Raw genomic sequence first — 20,742 nt, 5'->3', positions numbered from 1 at the left:
CCGCCGAAATGCGGGGCGAAGCGCGGCCCCGGGTGAGGCTTTCGAAACATTCGGCGAACGGGAGGTGTCGAGATCCCTCGAGCCTCGACGTGGCGAGGTGCCTGGCGGTGACGCTGGGGACCACAGCCAGCTAATTGACGGCATCGCCAGTTCACGCAAGGCCTCAAAATCGGTGCCCGGAGGGCCCGATTCGTCCCTGATCACGGAATACGTAAGGATTACATTTTGGTGACGCCTCCTTCGCGCATCCCGACAAAATCGGGGGGTTCTGACTTCACGATCACTGCTCCGGGCAACGTCGACCGAGGGACCTAAAAAATTCGCCACGCCGTGGCCGCGGGAGATTCTTACCCAGTTGTGACGCCTGACACAGGTCGGTGGCAGGGTTGCTGCCGATAACACGACGGGCGCACTTAGTAGCGCTTCGCGTCATTTGCTAGAGCAACAGAAAAATCCGTACGTCCGTGCACGTATCAAGCGATCATCCCGATCGCATATCGCGTCGGGCACAAGCCCATATGCGGCTTTCAGGCATGGGTTACTCTTCATCGGTCAGTTGATGCCCCACTGGGGTGTCCAGCGTTTGCGATCAGGCGGCGCCATGCCTCAGCATGGTGCCGGGGTGTGAGTACAGGGGAGGAGTCCTGCGATTTTCAGGCTGTTGAAGCGGGCGTGGATCCCGCTGCTCATCCTCGTCGTCGTCGCCGCAGGCGGCTTCACTGTGTCCCGCCTGCACGGCATCTTCGGTTCCGAGAAGCGTGTTTCTTATGCCGACACCAAGGCCGCTGAATCCAAGCCTTTCGATCCCAAGGTGATGGTCTACGAAGTATTCGGTCCGCCGGGCACCGTGGCGAACATCAGTTACTTCGACAAGGACACCGAACCGCAGTACATCACGGGGATATCTCTGCCTTGGACGCTCGAGTTCGACATGGGCACCACGACAGCGGTGGGCAGCCTCATGGCGCAGGGCGACAGCGACAACATCGGCTGCCGCATCACCGTCGACGGTGAGGTCAAGTCCGAAAAGACTTCCGACAATGTCAACGCCTTCACCTCCTGCCTCCTGAAGAACGGATGAGCCCCGTGCACACGGATGAAACCCGGAGGCGTCGACCTCGGTTCGCATCCTTCATCCGGTCGTTCTCGCCGCTGATCATCCTCGGCTGGTTGGCGTTGACGGTGCTGCTGAGCGCGACGGTCCCCCCACTCGAGGTGGTCGAGCGTCAACGATCGGTGTCGCTGAGTCCGTCGGATGCGCCGTCGACCAAGGCCGCTGCGCGCATGGGTGAAGCCTTCCAGGAGTCGACCGGCGGAGCCGTCGCGATCATCGTCCTCGAGGGTCGGGAACCACTCGGAGACGACGCACACCGGTACTACGACGAGATCGTCCGGCAGCTGGAAGCGGATCCGGCGCACGTCGAGAATGTGCAGGACTTCTGGGGTGACCCCCTCACGGCGGGCGCAGCGGAGAGCGCCGACGGCAAGGCCGTCTACGTTCAGCTGGACATCAAGGGCGAATTGGGCCAGGCCGAGGGCAACGCTTCTGTCGCCGCCATCCGGGACATCATTGCGCGCACCCAGGCGCCGCCGGGCGTCCAGACCTACGTCACCGGACCTGCGGCGATCGTCGCCGACCTCGGCGAGAGCGGGAACAAGACCGTCCTGCTGATCACGTTGGTCACCGTCGGCGTGATCTTCCTGATGCTGTTGCTGCTCTACCGCTCCATCCTGATCCCGATCATCCTGCTGTTCACGGTCGCCATCGAACTACAGGTGGCGCGCGGCGTGGTCGCGTTCCTCGCCATGCAGGGCTACGTGGGTCTGACGACCTACGTCGTGAACCTGCTCGTCTCCGTCGGCATCGCGGCGGGCACGGACTACGCGATCTTCTTCACCGGGCGGTATCAGGAGGCCCGGCAGGCGGGGGAGGACCGCGAGAGCGCGTTCTTCACCTCCTATCACGGGACAGCCAAGGTCGTCCTGGCGTCCGGCGTGACGATCGCAGGCGCGATCGCCTGTTTGAGCTTCACCCGACTGCCGTTCTTCCAACCGCTCGGGATACCGGGCGCGGTCGGCATCCTCGTCGCTGTCGCCGTGGCGCTCACACTGGTACCGGCGTGCATCGCGGCCGGTAGCCGATTCGGCATCTTCGACCCGAAGCGGGCGGTCGCGACTCGCCGATGGCGGCGCATCGGCACCGCGATCGTTCGATGGCCGGCACCGATATTGATTGCGACAATAGCGATCTCACTCATCGGCCTGTTGACGCTTCCGGGATACAAGCCGAGTTACAACGACCAGAAATACCTGCCACAGGACATCCCGGCCAACCAGGGCTACTCCGCCGCGGCGCGGCACTTCCCCGAGTCGAGGATGGCATCACCCGACATCCTGATGATCGAGTCCGATCGCGACATGCGGAATTCGGCCGACCTATTGGTGCTGAACAAGCTCGCCAAGTCGGTGTTCGCCGTACCGGGTGTGTCCAACGTGCAGTCGATCACCCGGCCAGAAGGCACCCAGATCCAGCACTCGTCCATCCCGTTCATGCTGAGCATGAGCAACGCGAGCAACAAGCTGACCCTGCCGTTCCAACGTGAGCGCATGGAGGGCCTGCTCGACCAGGCCAACGAGTTGACCACGATGATCAACCTCATGGAGCGCATGCAGTCGCTGATGCAGCAGATGGTCGACACCACCCACAACATGGTGCAGACAACGAAGGAGCTCGAGGACATCACGGGTGACATTCGGGATTCCATCGCGAATTTCGACGACTTCTTCCGGCCCATTCGCAACTATTTCTATTGGGAGAAGAAGTGCTACAACATCCCGATCTGCTGGGCCATCCGCGGCGTCTTCGACTCCATCGACGGCATCGACCGGGTGACGGTCAAGATGGCGGAACTGACCGCGGATCTGGATCAACTGGACGCACTGCTGCCGCAGATCCTGCTGCAGTTCCCGACGATGATCGCCAACATGCAGGGCACGCGGACCATGATGCTGACGATGCACAGCACCATGTCGGGCATCATGGCTCAGGCCGACGACTCCAACGAGAACGCGACGGCCATGGGCAAGGCGTTCGACGCCGCGAACAACGACGACTCCTTCTATCTGCCACCTGACGTCTTCGAGAACGAAGACTTCAAGCGGGTGATGGAGGTCTTCATGTCACCGGACGGCAAGGCCGCACGTCTGCTCATCACCCAGAAGGGTGATCCGGCGACGCCCGAAGGCGTGGCCCTGGTCGATCCGATCAGGACCGCTGCCGAGGAGGCGATCAAGGGAACGCCGCTGGAGAGCTCGCGGCTGTACCTCGCCGGCACCGCAGCGCAGGTGAAGGACCAGATCGACGGATCGAAGATCGACCTGCTGATCGCGGGCGTGGCAGCGTTGTGCCTGATCTTCATCATCATGGTGATCATGACCCGCAGCCTGGTGGCAGCACTGGTCATCGTGGGTACGGTCGCGATGTCGCTGGGTGCGTCGTTCGGCTTGTCGGTGCTGGTCTGGCAGCACCTGCTCGGCATCCCGATCAACTGGGTCGTGCTCGCGATGTCGGTCATCGTGCTGCTCGCCGTCGGATCCGACTACAACCTGTTGCTCGTGTCGCGCATGAAGGAGGAGCTCGCCGGCGGCATCAACACCGGCCTCATCCGTTCAATGGGCGGTACGGGCCGGGTGGTGACGGCAGCCGGCCTGGTGTTCGCGGCGACGATGGCGTCGATGATCGTCAGCGACCTGCTGACGATCGGACAGGTCGGCACCACGATCGGTCTCGGACTGCTCTTCGACACGTTGATCGTCCGTGCCTTCATGACTCCGTCGATCGCGGCGCTGCTCGGACGGTGGTTCTGGTGGCCGCAACGGGTGCGCCCGCGGCCCGCCAGTTCGATGCTGCGCCCGGTGGGTCCCCGTCCGCTGGTCCGCTCCCTGCTGATGCGGGACGGTTAGCCGAGCCGCATGATCAGCACTGAGCAACGTCGGCGGCCCTGGATCGCGCGGACGATACGCACCCTGGCGCCACTGATCGTGCTGGCGTGGCTCGCGGTGATCGTGTTCACCACACTGGTAGCGGTCGGCGGTGACTGGCGCAGCGTCATCCCCTCACTGGAGAAGGTCGCCGAGGAGAACTCCGTTTCTCTGATGCCGGCGGATGCGCCGTCGGCAGAGGGCATGCTCCGCATGGGACAGGCGTTCGAGGAGTCGGATTCGGACAGCTCGGCCATGATCGTGCTGGAGGGGCAGGACCCCCTCGGCGAGGATGCCCGGCAGTACTACGCGGGCCTGATCAAGGAGTTGCGTGCCGACAGTGCGCACGTGACGAACGTGCAGGACCTCTGGGGCGATCGGCTGACGTCGTCCAGCGTTCAGAGTCCTGATGGGAAGGCCACGTACGTACAGATCAACCTGGCCGGCAACCAGGGCACCCCGCTGGGCGACGAATCAGTCGAGGCGGTCCGCGGCATCGTCGACCGATCGTCACCACCACCGGGCGTGAAGGTCTACGTGTCCGGTGCGGCGCCGCTCGCCTCGGACATGCAGCACAGTGGCAACGACTCGATCCTGAAGATCACAATCGTGACCGTCGTGATCATCTTCACGATGCTCCTCATCGTCTACCGCTCGATCATGACCGTCATCCTGCTGCTCCTGATGGTCGGGATCGAACTGGCGGCCGCCCGAGGAGTGGTGGCTTTGCTCGGCGCCAACGATGTCTTCGTCCTCTCCACCTTCGCCGTCAACATGCTGGTGTTCCTCGCGATCGCCGCGGGCACCGACTACGGGATCTTCTTCTTCGGCCGCTACCAGGAGGCGCGTCAGGCAGGAGAGGATCGGGAATCGGCGTACTACACCACCTACCGCAGTACCGCGCCCGTGGTGCTGGCGTCGGGTCTGACGATCGCCGGAGCGATCCTCTGCCTGAGCTTCACGCGATTGCCCTACTTCAACACGATGGGCATCCCGTGCGCCATCGGCATGCTCGTCGCGGTCGCGGTCGCCGTGACACTGGTCCCCGCGGGGATCGCCATCTGCGGCCGCATCGGCCTGTTGGACCCCAAGCGCAAACTCAAGTCGGGCCGATGGCGCGGGATCGGCACGGCGATCGTCCGGTGGCCCGGTCCCATCCTGGTGGCTTCCCTGGCGGTGGCCCTCGTCGGCCTGCTGGCGCTACCCGGATATCAGACGAACTACAACGACCGCGCGTACATCTCGCCGGAGATCCCGGCGAACCAGGGCTTCGCCGCGGCCGAGCGCCATTTCTCGCAGGCGCGTCTGACGCCCGACATCCTGATGATCGAATCCGACCACGACCTGCGGAATCCGACGGACTTCATCACCTTGAACAAGTTGGCCAAGGAGATATTCAAGGTCCAGGGAGTCTCGCGCGTGCAGGGGATAACCCGGCCGGAGGGGACGCCGATCGCCAAGACGTCGATTCCCTTCCTGATCAGCCTCCAGAGCGCCGGCCAGGTGCAGTCCCAGAAGTTCCAGGCGGAACGCAACAAGGACATGCTGAAGCAGGCCGAGGACATGGGCGTGATGATCGGCGTCATGCAGCAGCAGTACGAGGTGACTAGGCAGCTGAACGAGATCACCTACAGCATGATCGACAACACCAAGGAGTTGCAGGCCCTCACCGACGAGCTGACGGAGAGCATCGGACTCTTCCAGGACTTCTTCCGACCCATCCAGAACTACTTCTACTGGGAAAAGAAGTGCTACAACATCCCGATCTGCTGGGCACTCAGGTCGGTCTTCGACACCCTCGACGGGATCTCGGCACTCAGCGAGAAGTTGGACGTCATCGTCAACGAGATGGAGAAGCTTCGCGTCCTGCTGCCCCAGCTCCTCGAGGTCTTCCCTCAGATGATCGACGTCATGCGCGCCATCCAGAACATGTCGTTCAAGACGTACAGCACCATGTCGGGCATCAGCGCGCAGATGGACGAGACGAGCGACGACGTCAGCGCCATGGGGCAGGCCTTCGATGCCGCCAAGAACGACGACTCTTTCTTCCTCCCGCCGGAGGTGTTCGAGAACCCGGACTTCAAGCGCGCGATGGACAACTTCCTGTCCCCGGACGGAAAAGCGGCACGATTCATCATCTCGCACAACGACGATCCGGCGACGCCCGAGGGTATCGCCCGCATCGAACGGGTCCAACTGGTGGCCGAGGAGGCCCTCAAGGGCACGCCGCTGGAGAGCTCGAGGATCTATCTCTCCGGCACCGCCTCGACAGCCAAGGACTGGAACGACGGATCGACCTACGACCTGTTGATCGCCGGGATCGCGGCCATCTGCCTGGTGTTCATCATCATGCTCGTCATCACCCGCAGCTTCATCGCGGCGCTGGTGATCGTGGGCACCGTCGTGCTCTCGCTCGGCGCGTCATTCGGACTCGCGGTGCTGTTGTGGCAGTACATCCTCGGCATCCAACTGCACTGGATGGTGCTGGCCATGTCGGTGATCATCCTGCTGGCGGTCGGTTCCGACTACAACCTGTTGCTGGTGTCCCGGATGAAGGAAGAGGTCGGGGCAGGCATCAACACGGGGATCATCCGTGCCATGGGCGGCACCGGAAAGGTGGTCACCACAGCGGGATTGGTGTTCGCCGCGACGATGGCGTCGATGGCGGTCAGCGATCTGCGGATCATCGGTCAGATCGGCACCACCATCGGTCTTGGTCTGCTGTTCGACACCATGATCGTCCGCTCGTTCATGACACCGTCCATCGCCGCGCTGTTGGGCCGGTGGTTCTGGTGGCCGCAGCGGGTCCGTCCACGCCCCGCAAGCACGATGCTCCGTCCGTACGGTCCGCGTCCACTGGTGCGTGCGCTTCTGGGCATCGAACAACGCCGTGACGACGACGATGCTCCGACCACCGAGATCCCTCGACTGTCTCCCTGACGACGTTCCGGCGCGTTCGGCGTCGACATGGATTGCCGGGACGCGCGATTCGGTCTGTCCGGTCGAGGTTCTCGATGCGCCGGGCCTTCTCCTTGACTGGTTCAGGATGTAACACCGGAGCTCGATGAACAGATATCAACGGTGAGTGCCGGCGCCAAAGCCGGCGCTGACAAAGTCGATGCGTAGTTCGAGCCGATCTGGGTAGACTCAGATTCGAGTTAGCTGGTCGAATCATTGCGCATCAGTATTTGGAGGGCGACGCATGAAGAAGCTTTCGGTTACGAGTGCTCTCGCGGCTGGCGGTGTGGCGCTGTCGCTGTCGGTGGGGGCCGGGGTTGCGTCTGCGGACCCGATCGTCGATTCGACCTGCAGCTTCGAGCAGGTGGTCGCAGCAGCGAACGCGCAGGGTCCGATGGCGTCCCGGTTCATCTCGAACCCGCAGCAGCAGGCAGGTCTGAGGCAGTTCCTCGCTTCGCCCCCCGGCCAGCGGCAGCAGATGGCCAATCAGATCCGGAGCGCTCCGTCGAACGCGGTCTTCCTGCCCACCATCGAAACGGTCTTCAACGTCTGCAACAACTACTGACCGGGAGTCGGGCGGACACGGTGGCGGCATTCGCGCGACCAACTTCCCGATTGTGGTGAACAGACCACTCCGCGGGCTCGGCTGACCAGTTTTCTGGCGGCCGAGTCCGTTCGAGTGGTCTTTGCCGTGCGCGCGCGCAGTACACGATGATTGCCGCGGCAGATCCCTGCGGCCCCTCAGCGCTCATGGTCGGAGGCTCGACGTCGCGACCGAATGCCGGCGGCGACCGCCTCATTGCCCCGATGGGCAACGCGACTATCCGTGGCTGCGCATGCGCGATTGTGCATTCGGGGCTCCATCGATCTGGTGCGAAACCACCCGTCAGTTTCGGTTAACGTTCAGCGCCTGAATTTTCGCCTTCGGTCCCCTCTAAACGCGTGCGATTCCGAATCTAGCAAAGAATGCGCATACGCCACGGTCAATGTTGACCCGTGGCGGGAATGTCCCGATACGCCCCGGGCGTTGACCCTGTAGTACGGTGTCGCGGACGGGCCCTTCGACTCTCAAATACATTTGCTCAACGAGATTCCGCTAGTCGCGCGGCGTTCGCTCGCAGTCAACCGCAGATAGCCGGCGAGGCACCGCACCCGCCAGCACCTTTTGCGCCAGTATCGCGAGGCCACAAGGCTAATTCATCGCAGCAGGTCATGCGCATCGAGGCCCTTCATCAGGTGACGCACGGGTGCATTCTGAGTTACTGAACGGGGTCGGATGGCGAAGTGCCAGTTCGCCACGTACTTCGGCGAAACGCTGAAGATTCGGCAGTCCTTGAGTAAGGTTTGGGACGGTTACATCCATGTCGATTTGGTCTGGAGAACAGCTGTGAGCAACAATCCGTTTGACGATGAAAATGGCAGCTTTCTAGTGTTGGTGAACGACGAGGAACAGCACAGTCTGTGGCCCGCCTTTGCCGATGTGCCCGCCGGATGGCGGGTGGTGTTCGGCGAGGCGGAACGCGCCGCATGCCTGGAATACATCGAGAAGAACTGGCCCGATATCCGCCCCAAGAGCCTGCGTGATCGGCTCGCGCTAGGCACATAGCAGCCAGTTGCCGGGGGATTTCTTTGGGGAGTCAAATGGATAGGAATGACCGCGCGCTTCCACTCACGCGCGGACAGCTCGACGTGTGGCTCGCCCAGCAGACGGGTGACTCCGGCACAGAGTGGCAGCTCGGGCTGCTCGTCAAGATCGAGGGTGCGCTGGACCGCGATGCCCTCGAGTGGGCGATCCAGCGAGTGGTGCGCGAGATCGAGCCCGGCCGGGCCGCCTTCGACGAGGTGGACGGCGTGGTCGTCCAGCGGATCGTCGACGACCCGGCGGTGGAGCTCGCCTTCCACGATCTCAGCGGCGCCGACGACGGTCTCGGCGAGGTCCGGCGGATCGCGACCGAGATCCAGTCCGCGCCGATGCCGCTGTCGGGACCCCTGTTCACCTTCGCTCTCTTCGAGACGCGGGCCGACGAGTCCTACCTGTTCGCCTGCTGCCACCACATCGTGATCGACGGGTTCGCCCTGGCTCTGGCCGGTCAGCGGATCGCGTCGGTGTACACCGCCGCCGCCTCGGGAACACCCGTGCCGCCTGCACTGTTCGGGTCTCTGCGCGACGTGGTCGACCTCGAGTCGGAGTACGAAGCGTCCGACGAGTATCTCGACGATCAGGCGTACTGGACCCGGAACCTGCCGTCCGACAGTGCATCCGAATCGCCTGCGACCATCGGCGGCGCAACCGGGGAACCGGTCCCGCCCTCGATGCCGACGGCGCTGGACGCAGGTCTGATCCGGCGGGTGAACGACCTCGCCGAGAAACTCGGTGTCCCGCGGTCGTCGGTGTTGACTGCCGCGTGCGCGCTGCTGGCGCGACAGTGGACCGCCCAGAGCTCTGAGGTGGTGCTGGACTTCCCCGTGAGCAGAAGGGTGCGTCCGGAGTCGAAGACGCTGCCCGGGATGTTCGCAGGTGTGGTGCCGCTCGTGTTGAGCGTGGCCGCGCCGTCCTCGGTCACGGACTTCTGCGCGCATGTCGATGCGCGTATCCGAGAGGCAGTGGCGCACCAGCGCTTCCCGGTGCACGCACTCGAGCGGCAGGCCCGGCCGCGGGCAATGGGCCGCGCAGCCCACCGCGTGGGCGTGAACTTCCTGCCGTCCGCGGCGAAGCTCTCGTTCGGCGGTGCCACGGCGACCGCCTCGTACACCAACGCGGGGCCGGTGGGCGGGCTCGGGCTGATCTTCTCGAACGCCGGCGACGACCTCCTGCTGAGCACCGCCGGACACGTCGAGGCGTTCGCCGACGTCACCGACGTCGAGGCGGGGCTGACCCGGGTGCTGGCGGCGATGACCGCTGATCCACGCAGGTCGTTGTCGTCGATCGACATCCTCGACGCCGACCAGTACGCCCGCCTCGACCTCGTGGGCAACCGGTCGGCGCTGACCGCCCCTCAACGGCCGGATGCCTCGATCCCGGAGGCGTTCGCCGAGCAGGTGACCCGGGCGCCCGAGGCGGTCGCGATCAGTTCCGACGGACGGCGCCTCACCTATCGCGAACTGGACGAGACGTCGAACCGCTTGGCGCAGTTGCTGTCCGAACACGGCGCAGGCCCGGGTCAGCGGGTGGCATTCCTGTTCAACCGCTCCGCGGAGGCCATCGTCACGATGCTCGCGGTGCTGAAGACGGGCGCAGCCTATGTGCCGATCGACCCGGCGCATCCCGATACGCGCGTCGAGTTCATGCTCGGCGACGCCGCGCCGATCGCGGTGATCACCACCGCCGCTCTGGCCGACCGACTCGCCGGCCGCGACCTGCTGGTCATCGACGTCGAGGACCCTCGCATCGCCGGCTATCCGGCGACGGATCTGCCTGCGCCCGCGCCCGACGACCTCGCGTACGTGATCTACACCTCCGGCACCACCGGCGTGCCCAAGGGCGTGGCGATCACCCACCACAACGTCACCCACCTCATGGCATCGCTGGACGAGGCGGGCCTGCCTGCGGGACCGGGACAGGTGTGGTCGCAGTGGCACTCCTACAGCTTCGACATCTCGGGGTGGGAGATCTATGCCGCACTGCTCAACGGCGGGCAGCTGGCGGTGGTGTCCGAGTCCGTTGCGCGTTCTCCCGAGGATCTGCGGTCGCTGCTGATCCGCGAGCAGGTCACCGTGCTGAGTCAGACACCCTCGGCAGCGGGGATGCTCTCTCCCGCCGGGCTCGAGGACGTCACCCTGCTGGTGGGTGGCGAGGCCTGCCCGCCCGATCTGGTCGACCGCTGGGCTCCCGGGCGGACGATGATCAACGAGTACGGGCCGACCGAGACCACGATGTGGGTCACCACCAGTGCGCCGCTGACGCCGCGCCCGGGCCCGGTCCCGATCGGGACTCCACTGCCCGGAACGGCCCTGTTCGTCCTCGACGGCTGGATGAAACCGGTCCAGGTGGGGGTGGTCGGCGACCTGTATGTGGCAGGCCACAACGTGGGCGTCGGATACATGGGTCGCGCCGGCCTGACCGGCTCGCGCTTCGTCGCGTGCCCGTTCGGGCCGCCGGGAACGCGGATGTACCGCACCGGCGATTTGGTGCGCTGGGGCGCCGACGGGCAGTTGCAGTACCTGGGCCGCGCCGACGAGCAGGTGAAGATCCGCGGCCACCGCATCGAGCTCGGAGAGATCCAGGCCGCTCTCGCCGCCGTGGACGGGGTGGGGCAGGCCGCGGTGATCGTCCGTGAGGACCGACCGGGCGACAAGCGGTTGGTGGGGTACACCACCGGGACCGCGGAACCCGCCAAGGTCCGCGCCGCAGTCGCCGAGCGGCTGCCGTCCTACATGGTTCCGGTTGCCGTGGTGGCTCTCGACGCACTTCCGGTGACCGTCAACGGGAAACTCGACAAGCGGGCACTGCCCGCACCGGAGTACCGGGACGGCGAGGGGTACCGGCCGCCGGGCAATGCCACCGAGGAGATCCTCGCAGGCATCTTCGCCGAGACACTCGCCGTCGAGCGCGTCGGCATCGACGACTCGTTCTTCGACCTCGGTGGCGACTCTCTGCTGGCGATGCGCCTGATCGCCGCCGTCAACGCGGCCCTCGACACCAAGGCGCCGGTCCGGGCGCTGTTCGAGGCGCCGACCGTGGCCCAGCTGGCCCCGCACGTCGGCGATGTGGTCGACGTCCTCGACCCGCTGGTGGCCGCCGAGCGGCCGGCGGTGGTGCCGTTGTCGTTCGCGCAGAACCGGTTGTGGTTCCTCGATCAGCTGCACGGTCCGTCACCGGTCTACAACATGGCGGTGGCGCTGCGCCTTCGCGGCGCCCTCGACGTGGAGGCGCTCCGCGCGGCTCTCGCCGACGTGGTCGACCGCCACGAGAGCCTGCGCACCGTCTTCGTGGCCACCGACGGTGTTCCTCACCAGTTGGTGCTGCCCGGTGAGAACGTCGAATTGGGATGGCAGTTCGCCGACGCCACCGGCTGGTCACCGCGTCAACTCGAGGAGGCCATCGACGCGGCAGCCGGCTACACATTCGACCTTGCGGCCGAGATCCCGCTGCAGGCAACGCTTCTCCGGACCGCAGACGACGAGCACGTGCTGGTGGGCGTGGTGCACCACATCGCCGCCGACGGGTGGTCGGTGGCTCCGCTGGTCGCCGACCTGGCCGTGGCATATGCGGCCCGGGCCGAGCGCCGTTCGCCGGGGTGGGCGCCGTTGCCGGTGCAGTACGTGGATTACACGTTGTGGCAGCGCGCGCAGCTGGGCGACGTCGAGGAGTCGGGCAGCCGGATCTCCGGTCAGCTCGATTACTGGCAGGAGGCCCTCGCCGGACTGCCCGAGCGGCTGGAGCTGCCGACCGACAGGCCGTATCCACCCGTCGCCGACTACCTCGGCGCGAGCGTCACGGTGGACTGGCCGGCAGAGCTGCACCGGAGTGTGCGCGACGTCGCCCATCAGCACAATGCGACGACCTTCATGGTGGTGCAGGCGGCGCTGGCGGTGCTGCTCGGCCGGTTGGGCGCGACATCCGATGTGGCGCTCGGGTTCTCAGTGGCCGGGCGTACTGATCCGGCGCTCGACGAGCTGATCGGCTTCTTCGTCAACACGTTGGTGCTGCGGGTCGATCTGGCCGGTGACCCGACCGTCGGTGAGGTGCTGGACCAGGTGCGGCAGCGCAGCCTGGCGGCGTTCGAGCATCAGGATGTGCCGTTCGAGGTCGTCGTTGACCGGCTCAACCCCACGCGCTCCAGGACGCATCATCCGCTGGTCCAGGTGCTGTTGGCCTGGCAGAACTTCGCGGGCCAGAACGCCGGTGACCCGGCGGCCGGTGTGACGCTGGGTGACGTGGAGGTCACCGAGCTGCCGGTGCAGACCCGCACCGCCCGAATGGATCTGGCCCTCGCGCTCGGTGAGCGGTGGACCGCTGACGGTGAACCGGCGGGCATCGGTGGGTCGGTGGAGTTCCGTACCGATGTGTTCGACGGCGCGAGCGTCGAGCTGATGATCGAGCGGCTGGCCCGCCTGCTGATGACCATCACCTCCGATTCCGCGCAGCGACTCACCTCGGTGGACGTGCTCACCGACGAAGAGCGTGCGCGCCTGGCGGTGCTGGGTAATGGGGCCGTGCTGTCGGCTCCGGTGCGTGCTTCGGTGTCGGTACCGGCGGCGTTCGCCGAGCAGGTGACGCGGTGCCCAGAGGCGGTCGCGGTGACCTGTGCCGGTCGTTCGCTGACCTATCGGCAGCTCGACGAGGCGTCGAATCGATTGGCGCACTTGTTGTCCGGAGTCGGTGCCGGTCCCGGGCGGCGGGTCGGGATGCTGTTGCCGCGGTCGATCGAGGCGATTGTGGCGATCTTGGGGGTGCTCAAGACGGGTGCGGCGTACGTGCCGATCGACCCGGCGCACCCGGATACGCGCGTCGGTTTCGTGCTCGGCGATGCCGCGCCGGTCGCGGTGGTGACCACTGCGGATCTGGCGGCGCGTGTGGACGGCCGTGGTCTAATGGTCGTCGATGTGGAGGATCCGGGTCTCGCCGGGCAGCCCGGCACCGCGTTGGCGGCGGCCGCGGCGGCCGATGACATCGCGTACCTGATCTACACCTCGGGTACCACCGGTGTGCCCAAGGGTGTCGCGGTGGCTCATCGCAACGTCATCGACTTGCTGGAGTCGCTGCAGGACGACCTGGACATGGCGGGTCAGGTATGGACGCTGGCGCATTCGCTGGCGTTCGACTACTCGGTGTGGGAGATCTGGGGTGCGCTGCTCGGCGGCGGGCGGCTGGTGGTGGTGCCCGAGTCGGTGACGCGCTCACCGCAGGAATTCCACGAACTGCTGGTGGCCGAGCAGGTCACGATGCTGAGTCAGACGCCATCGGCGTTCTATGCGTTGCAGAGTGTGGATGCCGCCGAGCCCGAGCAGGCCCGCCGGTTGGCGTTGCGCACGGTGGTGTTCGGCGGCGAGGCGCTCGAGCCGCAACGGCTCCGCCCGTGGCTGGCCGCTCATCCGGGACTTCCGCGGATGATCAACATGTACGGCATCACCGAGACCACGGTGCACGCCTCGTTCCGCGAGATCGTCGACGGCGACACCGAGAGCACTGTCAGCCCGATCGGGGTGCCGTTGGCACACCTGGGCTTCTTCGTGCTCGACGGGAGCCTGCGGCCGGCGCCGGTGGGTGTGGTCGGCGAGTTGTACGTTGCCGGTGGTGGTTTGGCGGTCGGATATGTGGGCCGGTCGGGACTGTCGGCGACGCGGTTCGTGGCGTGTCCGTACGGGGCCCCCGGAATGAGGATGTATCGCACCGGGGATCTGGTGCGCTGGGGCGCCGACGGGCAGCTGCAGTATGTGGGCCGCGCCGATGAGCAGGTCAAGATCCGCGGGTACCGCATCGAGCTCGGAGAAATCCAGGCCGCTCTGGCGGCAGTGGACGGGGTGGCGCAGGCGGCGGTGACCGTGCGCGAGGACCGTTCGGATGACAAGCGTCTGGTCGGATACCTCACCGGGACCGCCGATCCCGCCGAGGTCCGCGCCGCGCTGGCGCAGCGGCTACCGGCGTACATGGTGCCGGCCGCGGTGATGGTGCTCGAGGCCCTGCCGCTGACGGTCAACGGCAAATTGGACACCCGCGCGTTGCCCGCACCGGAGTACCGCGACGGCGATGGCTACCGGGCCCCCACCAACGCCACCGAAGACATCCTGACCGGCATCTACGCCCAGGTCCTCGGCCTCGACCGCGTCGGCATCGACGACTCCTTCTTCGAACTCGGCGGCGACTCGCTGTCCGCGATGCGGGTGGTCGCGGCGGTGAACACGACACTGGGCGGCGGACTCTCCGTGGGGACGTTGTTCGAGGCGCCCACCGTGGCGGCGCTGGCGCCCCGCATCGGTGAAGAGGTCTCGGGGTTCGAGCCGTTGGAGGCCGTCGAGCGGCCCGCGGTGGTGCCGTTGTCGTTCGCGCAGAACCGGTTGTGGATCCTCGATCAGCTGCACGGTCCGTCGCCGGTCTACAACATGGCGGTGGCGCTGCGCCTTCGCGGTGCGCTCGACGTCGATTCGCTGCGCGCGGCGATGGCCGATGTGGTGAACCGCCACGAGAGCCTGCGCACCGTCTTCGTGGCCACCGACGGCGTCCCGCAACAGCTGGTCCTGCCGGTCGACAGAGCCCAATTCGGATGGCGGATCGTCGACGCCACCGCCTGGTCGGCCGATCGGCTGGAGGCGGCCATCGAGGGAGCCGCCGGTCACAGCTTCGACCTGGCGGCTGAAATCCCGCTGCAGGCAACGGTTTTCCGTCTCGCCGACGACGAGCACGTGCTGGTGGGCGTGGTGCACCACATCGCCGCCGACGGGTGGTCGATCACTCCACTGGTGGCAGACCTGGCCGTGGCGTACGAGGCTCGGGTGAGGGGCAGCGGCCCGCAGTGGGCGCCGCTTCCGGTGCAGTACGTGGATTACACGCTCTGGCAGCGCGCGCAATTGGGTGACATCGACGACCCGACCAGCCGGATCTCCGCGCAGCTCGCCTTCTGGCAGGAGACGCTGGCCGGATTGCCGGACCGACTCGAGTTGCCGACGGATCGGCCGTATCCGCCGGTGGCCGACTATCGCGGCGCCAGCGTTGCCGTGGACTGGCCGGCGCAGTTGCAAAGGCAGGTCGACGCGATCGCCCGCGAGCACAACGCGACCACGTTCATGGTGGTGCAGACCGCCCTGGCGGTGCTGCTGGGGAAGTTGAGTGGCAGTGCCGATGTGGCGGTCGGGTTCCCGATCGCCGGACGCAACGATCCGGTCCTCGACGAGCTGGTCGGGTTCTTCGTCAACACGATGGTGCTGCGGGTCGACCTGACGGGGAACCCCACCGTCGGCGACATGCTGGAGCAGGTGCGCCGGCGCAGCCTTGCCGCGTTCGAACACCAGGATGTGCCGTTCGAGGTGCTGGTCGACCGGATGAACCCGAACCGGTCGATGACGCATCATCCGCTGGTTCAGGTGCTGCTCGCGTGGCAGAACTTCGCGGGGCAGGGAATCGCCGCCGGCGCAGCGATGGGGGGCGTGGAAGTCAGCGAGCTTCCGGCCGCGACCCGCACCGCACGGATGGATCTCACGTTCTCGCTGGCGGAACGATGGACCGACGACGGCGAGCCGGCCGGAATCGGTGGGTCCGTGGAGTTCCGCACGGACGTGTTCGACACCGCAGGCATCGAGGCGCTGATCGGGCGGCTCGAGCGGGTGCTGACGACCATGTCCCTCGCCCCGGACCGTCGACTGTCGAGCATCGACGTGCTCGAGCCCAGCGAGTTGAACCGACTCGATGGATGGGCCAATCGGGCTGCGCTGGAACATGTTCGGCCGTCGGTGGCATCGATTCCCGAGCTGTTCGCCGAGCAGGTGTCGCGGTGCCCGGAGGCCGCGGCGGTGACGTTCGAGGGCCGCTCGATGACCTATCGACAGCTGGACGAGGCCTCCAATCGACTGGCGCATCTGCTGCTCGGGCACGGTGCAGGCCCGGGGCGGCGGGTGGCGCTGTTGCTGAACCGATCGGCCGATGCGATCGCCGGGATCCTCGCGGTGCTCAAGACAGGGGCGGCCTACGTGCCGATCGACCCTGCTCACCCCGACTCGCGGATCGGCTTCGTGCTGGACGACGCCGCGCCCTCGGCGGTGCTCACCACCGGCGGGATGGCGCAGCGGCTGAACGGCCGCGAGCTGGCGGTGATAGACATCGCCGACCCGCGACTGCAGGAGCAGCCCACGACGGGACTGGCGGCGCCGTCCGCCGACGATGTCGCGTACCTCATCTACACATCGGGCACGACGGGCAAGCCCAAGGGCGTGGCGATCACCCATCACAACGTGATCGAGCTGTTGACGTCGGCCGGCGAACGCATGGAGCTGGGCGGGCAGGTGTGGTCCCAGTGGCACTCACTGGCCTTCGACGTGTCGGTCTGGGAGATGTGGGGAGCCCTGCTGCACGGTGGACACCTCGTGGTCGTCTCGGAAGCGGTCGCACGCTCACCCGAGGATTTCCACGCGCTGCTCATCGACGAGCGGGTGACCGTGCTGAGCCAGACGCCGTCGGCGTTCTACGCGCTGCAGACCGTCGACGGCCTGCAGCGCGAGGCCGGTGCGCAACTGAACCTGGCGGCGGTGGTGTTCGCCGGCGAAGCGCTCGAACCGGAGCGGCTGCGACCCTGGCTGGCGGATCATCCGACACTGCCGCGACTGATCAACATGTACGGCACCACCGAGACCACGGTGCACGCCTCGTTCCGCGAGATCGTCGCCGATGACGCGAAGGGCAGCGTCAGCCCGGTCGGTGTGCCGCTGGCCAATCTGGCCTTCTTCGTACTCGACGTGTGGATGCGTCCGGTGCCCGCCGGAGTCACCGGTGAGTTGTACGTGGCGGGCCCCCAGGTCGGGGCCGGCTACGTGGGCCGCCCGGGACTGACCGGAACACGCTTCGTGGCCTGCCCGTTCGGGGCGCCCGGGGCGCGGATGTACCGCACCGGTGACCTCGTCGCGTGGAGCGCCGATGGGCAGTTGATGTACCAGGGCCGCGCCGACGAGCAGGTCAAGATCCGCGGATACCGCGTCGAACTGGGTGAGATCCAGAACGCGCTGGTGAAGCTCGACCAGGTGGCGCAGGCCGCGGTGATCGTGCGAGAGGACCGCCCCGGCGACAAGCGTCTGGTGGGTTACGTCGTCGAGTCGACCAGTGGTGCACTGGATCTCGCCGCAGCGCGCACAGAGCTGGCCGAGCGCCTGCCCGCCTACATGGTTCCCGCGGCGATCGTCGTCCTGGACGCCTTGCCGCTGACGGTGAACGGCAAGCTCGACCGTCGCGCGCTGCCTGCGCCCGAATACCAGGCTGCTGACGACTATCGCGCGCCTGCGACGGCGGTCGAGGAGGTGCTGGCCGACATCTACGCCCAGGTCCTCGGGTTGGAGCGGGTCGGTGTCGATGAGTCGTTCTTCGAACTCGGCGGCGACAGCATCCTGTCGATGCAGGTGGTCGCCCGGGCGCGGGCGGCCGGCCTGACGTGCCGGCCCCGCGATGTCCTCGTCGAGCAGACGGTGGCCGGAATGGCCCGGGTCGTCGGGGTTGCCGGTGACACCGCGGTGCATGACGCCGGCGTGGGCCGGGTCGAGGTCACCCCGATCGTCGGCTGGCTCCGCGACGTCAGCGGCCCGGTCGGTCAGTTCAACCAGACGATGGTGGTGCAGGCGCCCGCCGGGGCCGACGCGCCAGACGTGCGGATCCTGTTGCAGGCGTTGCTCGATCGGCATCCCATGCTGCGGTTGCGCATCGATGACGACGGTGCGGGGAGCTGGGCGCTGCACGTGCCCGAGCCCGGCTCGGTCGATGCCGACGCATGCGTGGAGGATGTCGATGCGGTGACCGACGAGGCACTGGTCGGTGCGCGGTCGCGGCTGGATCCGATGGCAGGCGCGATGGTGTCGGCGTTGTGGGCGTCGGCGACCCGTCAGCTCGTGCTGGTCGTTCACCATCTCGCGGTGGACGGCGTGTCGTGGCGCATCCTCCTCGAGGACCTGAACATCGCGTGGGTGCAACACCGGAGCGGCCAGCCGATCGCGTTGCCGGAAGGGGCCACATCCTTCGCCCGGTGGTCGGCGCTGCTGGCCGAACATGCCGTCGACCCCGCGGTCGTCGCCCACGCCCAGCGCTGGCGGGAGGTGGAGTCCGCGGCGGCCGTCCTGCCTGCGCCCCGGCCCGAACAGGACACCTTCGCGACCGCCGGTCAGCTGACCGTCGAACTCGACTCCGACATCACAGCGCGACTTCTCGGGGAGGTGCCTGCGGCGTTCCACGCCGGCGTCCAGGACATCCTGCTGATCGCATTCGCCATGGCGTGGACGGAGTTCCTCGGTGAGCGCGGCGCCGCGATCGGTATCGACGTGGAGGGTCACGGCCGCGACGAGGAGTTGGCGGCAGAGGTGGATCTGGGCCGCACGGTCGGGTGGTTCACCGCCAAATACCCGGTGTCGCTGGCCCTCGAGCAGCCGGCCTGGACCGACGTCGTCGCCGGAGAAGCGTCACTCGGCCACGCCGTGAAGGCGGCCAAAGAGCAGATCCGTTCTATTCCGGACGGAATCACCTACGGCCTGCTGCGGTATCTGAATCCGGACGTCGACGTGGCCGGACCCGATCCCGTGATCGCATTCAACTATTTCGGGCGGCTCGGTGCGGCGGAACTCACCGACGAGATGTGGAAGGTCGACCCGGACGGGCTGGCGCTCACGGCGAAGGCGACCGCTGTGCCGACACCGTTGGGGCACACCGTTGTCCTCGACGCCGGAACCCTGGACGGTGCCGACGGCCCCCACGTGCGCGCGACGTGGACGTGGGCGCAGTCAGCCCTCGACCACGACCAGATCAGCCGGGTCGCAGGGCTGTGGCAGGAGGCGCTTTCCGGCATCACCGCCCACGTCCAGCGGGGCGGCGGTGGCCTCACGCCTTCCGACATCGCGCCGGCACGGCTCACCCAGGGCCAGATCGACGGCCTGTCGCAACACCTTTCGATTGCCGACGTGTTGCCGCTGACTCCGCTGCAACGGGGGCTCTACTTCCACTCCACCACCGCGCAATCGCAGGACGATCTGTACGCGGTGCAACTCGACATCGACGTCGCCGGCGAACTCGACGCCGACCGGTTGCGTCGTGCCGTGCTCGGGGTCGTCGTCCGGCATCCCCATCTCGCGGCCCGGTTCATCGACGAGTTCGACGAACCGGTGCAGGTGATCGTCGCACAGCCGGACATGCCCTGGCGGTACGTCGAATCGTCCGGCGACGAGCACATCGATCGTGTGCGTGCCGCCGAGCGTGCCGGGGTGCGCAAGCTGGCCGGGGAGCCGCCATTCCGGGCAGCTCTGATCCGCACCGCGGAGGACCGGCACAAACTGGTGCTGACCTATCACCACCTCGTGATGGACGGCTGGTCCACACCGATCCTGCTGCAGGAGATCTTCGCCGGCTACCTCGGGCACCGCCTGCCGGCGGCCACGCCCTACCGCAGGTACGTGACATGGCTGGCGGAGCGAGACCTCGAAGCCGCCCATTCGGTATGGCGGAATGCATTCGTTGACTTCGACGATCCCGCATTCGTGGGGTCGGCGGACCATTCCGACGCCGGGCTGCGTGACATCGGGTCCTACCGGATCGGGACCCAGATCACCTCTGCCGTATCAGAACTCGCCCGCGCTCAGCACACCACGGTCAACACCGTCCTGCAGGCGGCGTGGGCGCAACTGCTGTCCGTGCTGACCGGCCAGAACGACGTGGTCTTCGGGACCGCGGTGTCCGGGCGGCCGGCTGATCTGGCCGGCGCCGACTCCATGGTCGGGTTGTTGATCAACACGGTGCCGGTGCGGGCACGAATCGCACCGGAGACGACGGCAGCCGAACTGCTCGAACAGTTGCAGCGGTTCGCCAACGACACACTCGAGCACCAGCATGTCGCGTTGAGCGAGATCCATCGCATCACCGGTCACGACCAGTTGTTCGACACCCTGTTCGTCTTCGAGAACTACCCCGTCGAGACCGACACGTTGCCGAGCATCGACGGCCTGGCCATCACAGACTTCGCGACCCGTGAAGAGAACCACTACCCGCTGAGTGTTCAAGCCGTGCCCGGCGAACAGCTCTCGCTACGTGTCGAATTCGACTCCGGGGTGTTCACCGCGGCGGAAGTCGACGCATTGGCGCGACGTTTCGAGCGGGTGTTGTGGGCGATGTGTGGTGATCCGGGTCGG

At 66.6% G+C, this 20,742-nt stretch carries 6 protein-coding genes; all 6 read left to right on the top strand.

Annotated elements, in window-relative coordinates:
• Positions 1–661 precede the first annotated feature (661 nt).
• Positions 662–1,081, top strand: a complete 420-nt coding sequence (locus Q2100_RS07045) for an MmpS family transport accessory protein (protein WP_302913417.1) — start codon at positions 662–664, stop codon at positions 1,079–1,081.
• Entirely contained in the window at positions 1,078–3,963 is a 2,886-nt protein-coding gene (locus Q2100_RS07040; protein WP_302913416.1) for an MMPL/RND family transporter, read from the top strand. The genes Q2100_RS07045 and Q2100_RS07040 overlap by 4 nt, the downstream gene beginning before the upstream one ends.
• A gap of 9 nt (positions 3,964–3,972) precedes the next feature.
• On the top strand, positions 3,973–6,921 hold the full coding sequence (locus Q2100_RS07035) for an MMPL/RND family transporter (RefSeq protein WP_302913415.1): 2,949 nt from the start codon (positions 3,973–3,975) through the stop codon (positions 6,919–6,921).
• A gap of 262 nt (positions 6,922–7,183) precedes the next feature.
• On the top strand, positions 7,184–7,504 hold the full coding sequence (locus Q2100_RS07030; RefSeq protein WP_302913414.1) for a hemophore-related protein: 321 nt from the start codon (positions 7,184–7,186) through the stop codon (positions 7,502–7,504).
• A gap of 822 nt (positions 7,505–8,326) precedes the next feature.
• Complete coding sequence (locus Q2100_RS07025) at positions 8,327–8,545, top strand: MbtH family protein (protein WP_264010658.1); 219 nt, start codon at positions 8,327–8,329, stop codon at positions 8,543–8,545.
• Positions 8,546–8,580: 35 nt separating this feature from the next.
• Positions 8,581–20,742, top strand: a 12,162-nt coding sequence (locus Q2100_RS07020) for a non-ribosomal peptide synthetase (RefSeq protein WP_302913413.1), incomplete at its 3' end; no start/stop codon positions are given.

Source organism: Mycolicibacterium arseniciresistens (assembly GCF_030519285.1).
Taxonomy (GTDB): domain Bacteria; phylum Actinomycetota; class Actinomycetes; order Mycobacteriales; family Mycobacteriaceae; genus Mycobacterium; species Mycobacterium arseniciresistens.
The sequence above is the reverse complement of the archived record's forward strand: the minus strand, read 5'-3'. Positions and strand labels throughout refer to the sequence as shown.

Coding starts and splice junctions, on each gene's coding strand:
- Q2100_RS07040 (WP_302913416.1), top strand. CDS start 1,078: ATGAGCCCCGTGCACACGGATGAAACCCGGAGGCGTCGACCTCGGTTC.
- Q2100_RS07035 (WP_302913415.1), top strand. CDS start 3,973: ATGATCAGCACTGAGCAACGTCGGCGGCCCTGGATCGCGCGGACGATA.
- Q2100_RS07030 (WP_302913414.1), top strand. CDS start 7,184: ATGAAGAAGCTTTCGGTTACGAGTGCTCTCGCGGCTGGCGGTGTGGCG.